The organism is Psychrobacter sp. Ps2, assembly GCF_022129405.1.
GTDB lineage: Bacteria > Pseudomonadota > Gammaproteobacteria > Pseudomonadales > Moraxellaceae > Psychrobacter.
In genome coordinates this window covers 23,513-35,075 of the sequence record NZ_JADQAM010000037.1, presented here as the reverse complement: position 1 = coordinate 35,075, position 11,563 = coordinate 23,513, and the positions used below count along the sequence as shown (strand labels likewise).

The 11,563-nt window shown below is 44.0% G+C and carries 12 protein-coding genes; 6 read left to right on the top strand and 6 right to left on the bottom strand.

All coding sequences use genetic code 11. The annotated features are described in order from the left end of the window. The first annotated feature begins 310 nt into the window (after positions 1–310). Entirely contained in the window at positions 311–826 is a 516-nt protein-coding gene (locus I3254_RS03665) for a peptidylprolyl isomerase (protein ID WP_179798385.1), read from the top strand. A gap of 120 nt (positions 827–946) precedes the next feature. Beyond that, complete coding sequence (locus tag I3254_RS03660) at positions 947–1,831, top strand: UDP-2,3-diacylglucosamine diphosphatase (protein ID WP_238051223.1); 885 nt, start codon at positions 947–949, stop codon at positions 1,829–1,831. Between the two features lie 119 nt (positions 1,832–1,950). Here I3254_RS03660 and orn read toward each other — a convergent pair whose 3' ends face one another. Further along, a complete protein-coding gene (orn, locus tag I3254_RS03655; protein WP_057760984.1) occupies positions 1,951–2,538 on the bottom strand; it encodes an oligoribonuclease in 588 nt (195 codons plus the stop codon). Positions 2,539–2,768: 230 nt separating this feature from the next. On the opposite strand from orn, the gene rsgA reads away from it, so the two are divergent. The 4 genes from rsgA (at position 2,769) to secB (ending at position 5,817) form a co-directional block, all read left to right on the top strand. Then, complete coding sequence (gene rsgA, locus I3254_RS03650) at positions 2,769–3,872, top strand: ribosome small subunit-dependent GTPase A (protein WP_238051222.1); 1,104 nt, start codon at positions 2,769–2,771, stop codon at positions 3,870–3,872. 221 nt (positions 3,873–4,093) lie between these two features. Next, entirely contained in the window at positions 4,094–4,549 is a 456-nt protein-coding gene (locus I3254_RS03645) for a rhodanese-like domain-containing protein (RefSeq protein WP_238051220.1), read from the top strand. 359 nt (positions 4,550–4,908) lie between these two features. Next, on the top strand, positions 4,909–5,172 hold the full coding sequence (gene grxC, locus I3254_RS03640) for a glutaredoxin 3 (protein ID WP_021813631.1): 264 nt from the start codon (positions 4,909–4,911) through the stop codon (positions 5,170–5,172). A 192-nt stretch (positions 5,173–5,364) separates the two neighbouring features. Continuing rightward, positions 5,365–5,817, top strand: a complete 453-nt coding sequence (gene secB / locus I3254_RS03635) for a protein-export chaperone SecB (RefSeq protein WP_057760989.1) — start codon at positions 5,365–5,367, stop codon at positions 5,815–5,817. A gap of 192 nt (positions 5,818–6,009) precedes the next feature. On the opposite strand, the gene adk is transcribed toward secB, so the two are convergent. From adk to I3254_RS03610, 5 genes are all read right to left on the bottom strand, one after another. Then, a complete protein-coding gene (gene adk / locus I3254_RS03630; protein ID WP_179798483.1) occupies positions 6,010–6,663 on the bottom strand; it encodes an adenylate kinase in 654 nt (217 codons plus the stop codon). A gap of 334 nt (positions 6,664–6,997) precedes the next feature. Further along, the gene (gene ccmI, locus I3254_RS03625) at positions 6,998–8,278 is read right to left on the bottom strand and encodes a c-type cytochrome biogenesis protein CcmI (RefSeq protein ID WP_238051219.1); all 1,281 of its coding nucleotides are present in this window, start codon (positions 8,276–8,278) and stop codon (positions 6,998–7,000) included. Continuing rightward, positions 8,275–8,832, bottom strand: coding sequence for a cytochrome c-type biogenesis protein (locus I3254_RS03620; RefSeq protein WP_238051218.1), 558 nt, complete (start codon positions 8,830–8,832; stop codon positions 8,275–8,277). Before I3254_RS03620 ends, ccmI begins: the two co-directional genes overlap by 4 nt. Next, positions 8,829–9,506 (bottom strand): DsbE family thiol:disulfide interchange protein, encoded by a 678-nt coding sequence (locus I3254_RS03615; protein WP_238051217.1) that lies wholly within the window; start codon positions 9,504–9,506, stop codon positions 8,829–8,831. The genes I3254_RS03620 and I3254_RS03615 overlap by 4 nt, the downstream gene beginning before the upstream one ends. Before the next feature lies 1 nt (position 9,507). Next, positions 9,508–11,538, bottom strand: a complete 2,031-nt coding sequence (locus I3254_RS03610; protein ID WP_238051216.1) for a heme lyase CcmF/NrfE family subunit — start codon at positions 11,536–11,538, stop codon at positions 9,508–9,510. Positions 11,539–11,563: the final 25 nt, after the last annotated feature.

The window sequence follows — 11,563 nt, the reverse complement described above, 5'->3', positions numbered from 1 at the left end:
CATAACTTGTATTTCTCGCATCGACTCAATAGATGCGGTATTGTAACTATTATTTAGGGCTTATCCAATTGAAGACACGCCCTAAAATAAAGCAAGAATATTAAAACTTAGATAGTGCGACCGCATTATCAAAATTTTTCAAAAATGGGTAAAGTTGCGTTATTCTATCAGGTTTCGCAAACGCATTAACAGCCTGATACATGACACGGGATAAAAAAGCCGTTAGACTACCCGTAACTTTTTAATCACTAATTTTTAACCACCACTTGACAGCGTCATTTAAGGCGCTGCAACAAAAAAGGAATATCCCATGGTAGACATGCCACCAGTAGTAGAACTAGAAACCAATATGGGTGCGATCGTTATCGAACTCAACGAAGAAAAAGCACCAAAAACTGTAGAAAACTTTTTGAACTACGTAAAATCTGGTCAGTATGACGGTACAATTTTCCATCGCATCATTGATGGTTTCATGATTCAAGGCGGCGGAATGGACGCTGAGATGAATGAAAAACCAACCAATGCGCCTATTGAAAACGAAGCGGACAACGGTCTAAAGAACGATAAAGGTACTATCGCAATGGCGCGTACCCAAGATCCGCATTCAGCGACTAGCCAGTTCTTCATCAACGTAAAAGACAATGACTTCTTAAACCACTCTGGCAAAAACATGCAAGGTTGGGGTTACACCGTATTTGGCAAAGTAACCAGCGGTATGGACGTTATCGAAAAAATGCGCAGCGTACCAACGGGTCGTTTCGGCATGCATGCTGATGTGCCAAAAGAGCCAGTTGTAATCAACTCAGCAACCATCGTTACTCAGTAATAGTCATTCAATAGCAGCTATTCAGTAATAGTCATTCAATAGCTATGAATGAGCGAGTATTTTCTAGTAGAATTTACTAATTAATGCTCGCTATACGATAAGTCACGAGGACAAAGATAAATGCAAAGTTTTAATCATTTAATCACGACCCGCCCTCATCAAGTGCGGCAAGTATTGATTAGCGATTTGCATTTATCGCCTCAGGAGCCTGCCTTAGTGCAGGCTTTTTTGGCGCTGCTTGATGACTGCCTTGCCCTGCCAGTGCTCAAACGCCTCTTTATATTGGGTGATTGGTTTGAGGTGTGGCTAGGTGATGATACCTATTTGTCCCTATTAAAAGAGAAAAGGTCAGAAGACGAACAAATAACGCATTGGCTAACCCCATTGATTGCAAAGCTAAAACAGCTACGTATCAATGGCTGTGAGATATTGGTCATGCACGGTAATCGTGACTTTCTATTGGGTCAGCCGTTCTGTAATCTGTTCGGTGGTGAGCTTATCAACGAACCGTATACTTTGCCTATTGGTCAGCAGAATTATCGCTTAGAGCACGGTGACGCACTCTGTACCGATGATAAAAAATATCAGTTCTTTCGCAAAATTATGCGCAACCGTCTGACTCAGTGGTATTTGCTTAATAAGTCATTAGAAAAACGCTTAGCCATCGCAGATAATATGCGTCAACGAAGCCAGCAGAATAATGCTCATAAAGCTGCTCATATCATGGATGTGAATGATAAAGCTGTACGTCAAGCCATTACTACTAGCGATGCATTATTACACGGACATACTCATCGTCCAGACATTCATCAGGCGACTGATGATAAAAAGCGCTACGTGCTTGGCGACTGGCGATTATTAGATAAAGACACTCGCCAGCCGAAAGTCAATGCTGTGATTGGTGCAGTGACAGATGACCAGCATTCAAATGACGGTTTTAGTAGTAACGATTTAAGCAGTAATGATGCTAAGTTTGAATTGTTTGAGTTTACAATGCTTGTTTGACTTGATCGTTGAACCTATCTAAAAAACAAAAGGGTCTGTTGAAATATCAACAGACCCTTTTGTTTTTTTACTACAATTCTTTGCCTACACTCTTAAATAGCTTATCGCTTGCTTGCTTTTTAAGGTATTAACTTAAAGAAATGCTGACGGTAGTGTTTTAGCTCACGGATAGAATCACGAATATCGTCTAAGGCTAAATGACTACCACCTTTTTCGAAGTTCTTTAAGATATCAGGACGCCAGCGGAAACACAGCTCTTTGATCGACGACACATCAAGATTGCGATAATGGAAGAAACGCTCAAGCTCTGGCATTTGCCGCGCCATAAATCGACGATCTTGGCAAATAGAGTTACCGCACATTGGCGACTTACCACTATCAACCCACTTATTCAAAAACTTAATAGTCTCAGCTTCGGCTTCTGCCAATGTCACCGTGCTACGACGTACACGATCGACCAATCCTGATTGACCGTGTTGCTTGGTATTCCAGTCATCCATTTTATTTAAGACTTGATCTGATACCTTGATAGCAAACACCGGCCCTTCAGCAAGTACATTCAAATCTTCGTCAGTAACGACAGTAGCAATCTCGATAATCTCATCGTTTAAGGTATCAAGTCCGGTCATTTCTAAATCAATCCACACCAGCCCTTTTTTGCCTTGATTTTTGATTTTAATCTTGTTGGGATGGTCACCGGTAGTCATACAATATCCTATGGTCATTAAATTTTGGGACAGTTTTAAAAATAATTTAAAAAACGTATTACGGTTGAATACTCATATTCAAGCAGCATTGTAATGCACTGATTGATTCAAAAAATTTAGCAATTAGCCAAAATATTACAAAACCACTGTCTGCCGCAGACGCTTTAGGCTGTATGTTAGCAAATTTTCACGCTACACTTAGCAATATTTTTATAATAGGTCAAAAACCCATGGCATTAATCCGGCAACGCAAACTGACTAAACAACAGATTCGTCGCATCGACAAGCAGCAACTGTCCAATCAAGATAGTATTGATGACAGTTTGATGGATGGCGTGGTCATGGCGCATTACGGTAAGCAACTAGAAGTACAAGTCACTAGCCTGCCAGCTGTCATACCTGAGCAGCCAGAGATTGCACCTGATGATCCTGAGCCGTTTTGGCAAACGCTTGAATTGAATGATATTTGGCGCTGTCATGTGCGTACCAATCTACCGATGCTCGCTGCTGGCGATCAAGTGCGCTGGAATGCCGACTCTAATACTGGCTTTGGTCGTATCGAAGCGGTCAAACCGCGTACATCGCTGGTCTCTCGTCCTGACCGCTATCACAAGCTCAAGCCTGTTGCCGCCAATGTCGATATTCTGGCTATTGTTTTTGCGCCATTGCCTGCCGCCGCGCCAACGCTGATCGATCGCTATCTCGTGGTATGCCATCATGCAGGTGTCAAACCACTATTGGTACTCAACAAAGCCGATTTATTAGCAGAAGAGAACGGCGTGGACACCAGTGAATTGCTGGCGCAGTATGCCGCGCTTGGCTATGAAAGTGTTCTGACTTCGGTCGACTGCCCTGAAAATATCGCTGAGAGCGATGAGCAAGAAGGCCTTGATGAACTAAAACGCTATATAGATAAAAAGCTGGTCATCTTCGCGGGTCAATCTGGCGTCGGCAAAAGCAGTTTAATCAATGCCCTTCTGCCTGACTCTGGACAGAGCGTCAATATCATCTCACAAAATTCTAAGCTCGGTCAGCACACCACGACGACCAGTCGACTGCTGCCATTCAACCCCGAAGACCTCATTCAAGGCGGTATCGTCGATACACCAGGGATTCGTGAGTATGGTATTTGGCACCTTACCCCTGATGATATTATTTCAGGCTTCGTTGAGCTAGCACCATTGGCCGGTGATTGCCAATTCCGTGACTGTCGCCATACTCACAACAGCAAAGGCTGCGCACTATGGCAAGCCGTAGCTGATGGTGAGGTATTGCAGCGCCGCGTTGAAAACCTCGTTACGCTACGAGAAGAGGCAGATACGAAGCCTTATTAATATTTGGCTTGTTAGTGACCGCCTTAATTAAACACGGTCTTGTGAATAGATATCTTTATTAAGCTGAGAAGATCCATAGATAGGTACAATAACCGCTCAATTACTGCCCGCGTCATCGCCCGTTTACTATAGATGGCCTTATCGGTATAATAGCGCCTTGTTCACTATCATTGGGCTGTCTTCTCAGCTCAATAGAACACTTATTTTTTTGGAGGTATGGTTTGGATCGTGCGCTGGAATTTGTGGGCAACCACCCGTTTTTATTTGGTATATTAGCCGTACTTGCTATACTGTTTTTTACGATTGAAAACAAACGTAGCGGTAGAAAAATATCGCCTAACACGCTTGGCATGATGGTCAACTCTCAAAACGCGCAACTTATCGATATTCGCGCTAAGAAGAAGTTTGAATCAGGCTATATTCAAGGCAGCCGTAACATACCGTTCACTGACCTTAAAGACCGCTTAGAAGAGATTCGCGCGATTGAGCAGCCAGTGATTATCATCTGCGACATGGGCGTCCAAGCAGGCGCTGCGATTCAGATGATTGGTAAAGATAGTGTCTATCGCTTAGATGGCGGTATTGGCGGCTGGCAAGGCGCTGGCATGCCATTGGTTGGTATAAAAGACGCCAAAGCAAAGGCTAAAGGTAAAACAAAACCAAGTCTAAGCAAGTAATAGACCTGTATGGGCGCTTAAGTGAAGCGTTTATACACATCGCTTACCTGATGTTTATGCGACCTGACTAACGTTATCAGCGCTACCAACGCTATAAAGAAGACACCTTTTTATCAGGTGTCTTTTTTTGTGGTTTATTTTTTATATTCTATTTATCATGTTTTATAGCACTAAAGGACGTTTTGAGCCAAAACGGCTTGAATTTGTCATGCCCATCCCCACTTTAGTAATGAGCATCACCGAATGCATTTTTGCTTTACTCATTGATAACAGACTATACCAACTTTGAGACTATGTTAATTTATCATGCTCTTTATAATACGTTTGCTATCCCATAAATTTATAAATAAGGATTTACCATGACTGTATCTGTAAAAGTTTACACTACCCCTATCTGCCCATACTGCTCAAACGCCAAACAACTACTAAAAACCAAAGGCGTTGATTATGAAGAGATCGGCATGCACGATATGAGCAGCGAAGAGCGCCAAGCGTTGATGAAAAAAACCAATAATTACCGCACTGTGCCGCAAATCTTCGTTGGTGAAACCTTTGTCGGTGGTTTTGATGAGCTTAACCAAATGAACCAGCAAGGCAAACTTGACGAACTATTGGCTGGTTAATCTGCTACCTTTCTTTACTGTCTGTCTTTATTTATGTAAAGATAGACAGTGTCAGGTTTTAATAGAGCAGTAAGAAGTAATAATAAAAAATATCGAGACAATACCAAAAAATAGTCTCGATTTATATTACAATGAACGTTTATTAAAATGACGATTTGCCCAATCATTTGATTTAATTTTAGAGGATTTACCATGGCTGAAGAACAAGCACAACCACAATTGGCACTAGAACGCATCTACGTAAAAGACATGTCACTTGAAGTCCCAGGCGCTAGCGTATTCACCAAAGAGTGGAACCCAGAGCTTGATATCAATTTGTCTAGCAACGCTGAAAAACTAGATGACGATCATTATCAAATCATCCTAACTGTGAGCGTTACTGCCAAAAATGCGGAAGAAGCAGCATTTATCGCTGAAGTGCATCAAGCAGGTATCTTCTTACTAAAAGACATTCCAGAAGATCAAATCGGTCAAATCCTAGGCGCATACTGCCCTAACGTGTTGTTCCCATATGCTCGTGAAGTCATCAGTGACATCGTGACGCGTGGTAGCTTCCCACAATTGCTACTAGCACCTGTGAACTTTGATCAAGCGTATGCACAAAGCCAGCAGCAAGCACAAGTTGATGCTCAAGGTAACGCATAAGCATTAATTAGAATATATGAGCTCTACCAGTCGTATATTTGATAAAGGGCCGTTTACTTATAATGAGTAAGCGGCTTTTTTGTGGGTGTGTTTTATGAGGCATAAAATTATCAGCCATAAAAAAACCCTGCTATTAAACAGGGTCTTCAATGACTACATCGACTGGCTAAATCAATTAGCTAACCTCGATAGTTAGCCTTTTAGTGCAGACAAAATTTGCTGCTTAACGTCATCGATACCTTGCGTACCATCAAACTTGTCATAGTTAGGCGCATCACCACCTTCTTTAGCTTTGTCTTGGTAAAAACCAACCAATGCTGATGTTTGCTCATGATAAGTCGATAGACGGTCACGGATAGTCGCTTCTTGGTCATCTTCACGCTGGATAAGCGCTTCACCAGTGACGTCATCGATGCCTTCAACCTTTGGTGGATTGTGATCGACATGATAAACACGACCTGAACCTGGATGCTGACGACGGCCAGACAAACGGCTCACGATTTCGTCATCAGGTACGCTGATTTCGATAACATGATCGATAGCAACATCAGCGTCTGCAAGTGCTTGCGCTTGAGGAATAGTGCGCGGGAAACCATCTAAGATACAACCATTCACGCAATCAGGCTTAGCGATACGCTCTTTCACTAGGTTGATAATGAGGTCATCAGAAACCAAACCACCAGCATTCATGATATCTTTGGCTTTTTTGCCAAGCTCGCTACCTTCTTTAATTGCTGCACGTAGCATGTCGCCAGTTGAGATCTGTGGAATATCATATTCTTTAGAAATAAACTGGGCTTGGGTACCTTTACCGGCGCCTGGTGGTCCTAGTAAAATAATACGCATCATTACACGACTCTCCTTAATAGATAGGATTTTGGGATTAATAAAACTCTGGGATTAGTTGTTTGCAAAGCTACCTTACCTTGTGGCCCTGCAAAGCTCAAGTATTTTCATTATTGATGTGACAAGTTGGCATGACTTATCTGTTCATACATGGTCAATTCAAGATAAAAAGTAGCAGCATTGACTGCGTTTGAAACGCCCATTTATACATCTGGGTTACCTTTATATCTCTTTTAATCAAGTCAATCATAACACTGCTGCTCGCGTCCGTACTAAGCAACAGCGTCTGTATAATAAATACCATTAGCGTCCGGTATTTATATTACTACTATGACTATGGCACTTGTTGATTGATTTCCACGTTGACCTGATTTTGTTCTGCGCTGATAACCACTGGATTGCCCGAAAGGTCGCCTGACTCTGCGGTAGCATTGCCACTATGACTGATACGAGCGATGACCGCTAGCTGCACTTTATCAGAACGAGCCGATCCTAGGGTACGTTCTGGCATCATAGCATCAAGATCACTTAGGCTAATAACTGCTTCGCCTTGTTTGATATCGCTAATTGGTAGACGCTTAGCCGCAAATGGTGGACCACCTTTCACGTCACGTATCGCTACAAATAGCGTATCGTCAGCTTTTACCAATGGTAACAGACTAGCATTTATTTTAACGGTCACTTCGACGCCTTCAGAGGCTTGCTGCTGCTGCATAACCACATTAGCACTAAGCTCGTCTAGACTTGATAGCGCTTGCGTATGATCGCCTGGTTTGGCCGCGATACTGTCACGCAGACGTTTAATCCAGCCTTGCGCTTGATCGAAGTTACTAGCACGGGCTTCACCCATCGCCATAAGCATTTGTGCGCCCTCATGCTCTGGGTTTTTGGCCAGTATGTTTTCTAACACTCGGCGGCTATTGGCATCTAACTGACCCTTATTAGCAAAGAAACTAATCTGCGCATAAGTGGTCGCAATCTCTTCGTTATCAGGTGATAGACGATAAGCGCGCGACAAAGCCTCTAATGCCGAATCAGTCGCTTCTAATGACAAGAACAGCTCTGATAGGCGCATCCAGCGATTATAATCGCTTGCATGGCGATAGACATTGGTCTGCATGGCGCTAATCAGTTGATTACCATCTTCAATTGCCCAAGCAGGTGGCTGATCGATTCTACCTGTTAATAGATCGTCCGCCACTTGACCGACTTTGTCCTCAGCAGCCCACAGCTCAAAGACAGGTGTGCGATCACCGACCATCAGATATGCCATAGCAGTTAATACAGGTACCCAAACCATAATAATCAATCGGCTTTTGATACCTGGCGTGACCATCGGTGACACTTCACGCTGAGCATCCAAAAGCTGACGTTCAAGCTCAAGCTTCTGGTTTTGATAGTGATGGTCATCAATGATACCACTATCTTTGTCTGTTTTCAGCTCTGATAGTCGCTCACGAAATACAGCAACGTTGATATCCAGCAGTTGATTGTCCACGGGCTTACTATGCGAACGCGGTGCTCTTAACCACGGCTTAATGGTGATAACACCCAATAAAAGAGCGACAAGTAAACTTAGCGCAATAAATAAGCCAACAGTAGAAAATATGGTCATTTTTTGCCCCCAAGGCTTATAGTGTCGTCTTTGTCATCGTTATTGGCTCGTGACAATAAGCGATCAAGTTCTGCTTTTTCAGCGGCAGACAACGCTTTGACATGGTTGTCTACTGCTACACCACTCTCACCGCTGGCGACAAGCTGACGGCGTTTACTTTGCCAAAACCAACCGACCAATAAAACGATCAATAATAACGGTGGGAAAAACCATAAAATCCATGTTGAAGGACGTACTGGCGGCTTATAACTGATAAAGTCGCCATAACGCTCTTGCATATAGGCTCGAATCTCGCCATCACTACGACCATCTTTTATCAAGTCGTAGGTTTTTTGCTTTAAGTCTTGCGCAATTGGCGCATCAGACCCTGCCAAGTTCTGGTTTTGACATTTTGGACAGCGTAGCTCTTCGATAAGACCACGGTACTGGGCTTCTTGTTGCACAGAATCAAAATCGTAGACATCAATGGCAGCAAAGCTTGCCATACTCAATAAACAAGCGATAAACAAGCTTGCTAACTTTATGGTCGCCTTTCTTATTTGGTAGGCTATCATTTGCACGCCTCCGCAACTTGGCTCGAATCTGGACTGACACCATTATTACTAGCGTCATTGAGTACCATCAAGCAAGGCGTAATACGACTTTGCCAATTGCTCTCATTAATCTCACCGATGATATGCTGACGAATAATCCCATCACCATCGACGATGAAAGTCTCAGGCGCACCAGTCAGACCTAAGTCAAGAGCGAACTGTCCTGACAAGTCTTGAATAGACATAGAGAACGGGTCACCACCGCGATTCAGATACCCTAACGCATCCCCAATATCATCTTTGTAGTTTACGCCCACCAAGTTAACACCGCGCTCTTCTAGCTTTATCAAAAAAGGATGCTCAATGATACAAGTTGGACACCAAGAGCCCCAGATATTCATGAGGAATGGCTTATCTGGCAAGTTGTCATTGGTCATGATACGACTGGTATCTGATAACAATGGCAACTCAAAGGCAGGTACTGGACGCTCAAGCGCTGTATTGGTCACGATATCAGTCGGTTTACCCAAACGCATATAGAGCATAGCGACCAAACCAATAAAGATAACTAGCGGAATCAAAAACCCAATTTTAAGTTTTTTCTTAGTTTTTACTTTATTGCTGCTCGCAACTTTAGGGTCGTTGACAGCCTCTTGCTGAGCTTTTTTATCAGGTTCATTGTTTGAGGTAGTCATATTAACGCTCCCCTATCTTTGTAGCTGACGTATCCAAATCCGCAACCGTCGCAAAGCCTGATTTTTTGGCCGCGATTTGCGCAGGTGTTTTGGTTTTTTTAATACGGTAACGACTGTCTAGCATGCTGAGCAATGCGCCAAACGCCATGATAAGTGCACCTAACCATATCCAGCGGATAAGCGGTTTGACATAGATACGGAAAGCCCATTCATTGCTATCTTCAGCAATCGGCTCACCAAGTGCTACGTAGACATCGCGCATCAGATTGGCATCAATCGCAGCCTCTGTCATCGGCATCATACTAATAATATAGTTACGCTTTTCAGGATATAACGTGGTCACTTTTTGACCGTCTTTGCTGACTGTTACTTCTGCTTGCGTAGCGTCAAAGTTACTGCCTTTTACTTCACTAAAGCCTTTTACGGTGAAGTCATAGCCTTGCACATTGACACTGTCATTAGGACCTAATGCCACATCGCGCTCAATGCTTAACGTAGTAGTAAATGCCACACCGATAACGGCAATGATAACGCCAATATGAGCGGTTTGCTGACCCCAGTAGCTCAGACGCAACTGACGTAAACCGTTTAAGCGACTCGGTGCGTTTTTGGTCTTGTCTTTGAAATCGACAACCATCCATAACAACACCCAAAAGCTCACAGCCAGTGTGACACCGATATTTAGTATAGCTGATGGACTGGTGAAATAGGTGATAATGGCGGCCAATACCAAACTGCTCACCGCGATAACCATACCAGCACCCAATAACGGGCGGCTGTCTTGTTTCCAGCGGATATTAGAGCCCATACCCATCGCCACCAGTAGTAGCCATGTCAACGGCACAAATAGAGCGTTGAAATACGGAGGGCCAACAGATACCTGACCTAAGTTAAAGGCATCAGCAATAATAGGATATAACGTACCAAGTAGTACCACTAAGGTTGAAATGAGAATAATAACGTTATTAATTACCAAAAATGATTCACGTGAGATAAGTCGATACTGACTCTCGACCGTCAAACGCCAACCACGTACAGCAAACATCAGCAGACCACCGCCGACGATGATACCAAGGATAACTAAAATCACTAGACCACGCGTCGGATCAGCGGCAAACGAATGCACTGACGTGATGACACCTGAACGTACTAAGAACGTACCAAGCAAACTCAGCGCAAAGGCAAAAATTGCGAGCATGATTGTCCATGCTTTAAATACACCGCGTTTTTCGGTGACAGCAAGCGAATGCAGTAGCGCCGTCCCTGCCAACCACGGCATCAATGAAGCGTTTTCTACTGGATCCCAGAACCACCAACCGCCCCAGCCAAGCTCATAATAAGCCCACCACGAGCCAAGCGCGATACCGACTGTTAAGAACCCCCAAGCTGCCAATGCCCATGGACGAGACCAGCGTGTCCATACCGCATCCAAACGCCCTTCCCACAGTGCTGCCATACAAAACGCAAATGGCACAACCATGCCCACGTAACCCATATAAAGCATCGGCGGGTGAATGATCAGACCGAAATCTTGCAATACAGGGTTTAGATCCGCGCCATCAACAGGTAGATTGGGTAACGTACGATCAAATGGCGATGAGGTAAAGATAAGCATCGCCAGCATCATCATCTGCACGCCTGCTAGTATCACCAGCACTCGCGCACGCATAGACAACGGCAACCCACGGCTGAAGTAAGAGACCAGCGCACACCAAGTGGCCATGATGGTCATCCAAAGCAGCAGCGAGCCTTCATGCCCGCCCCATGTCGCCGACAGCTTGTAATACCAAGGCAGCAATGTATTGGAATGCTGAGTGACATAGACGAGACTAAAGTCGTTATAATAAAAGCCTGCCATCAGCGCAGCAAATGAGGTAATCATTGCCGCAAATTGTGCCCATGCCAGACTTGGCGCCAAACGCTGCCAAGCGACGTGGTCACGCATGACGCCAATGGTTGGTAGTACCACCTGCAAAATCGCCAATATAAAAGCGGCCAGCAAGGCAAAATAACCCAATTCTGTGATTAACATACGGTCTAACCTTGTTTACCTTGGA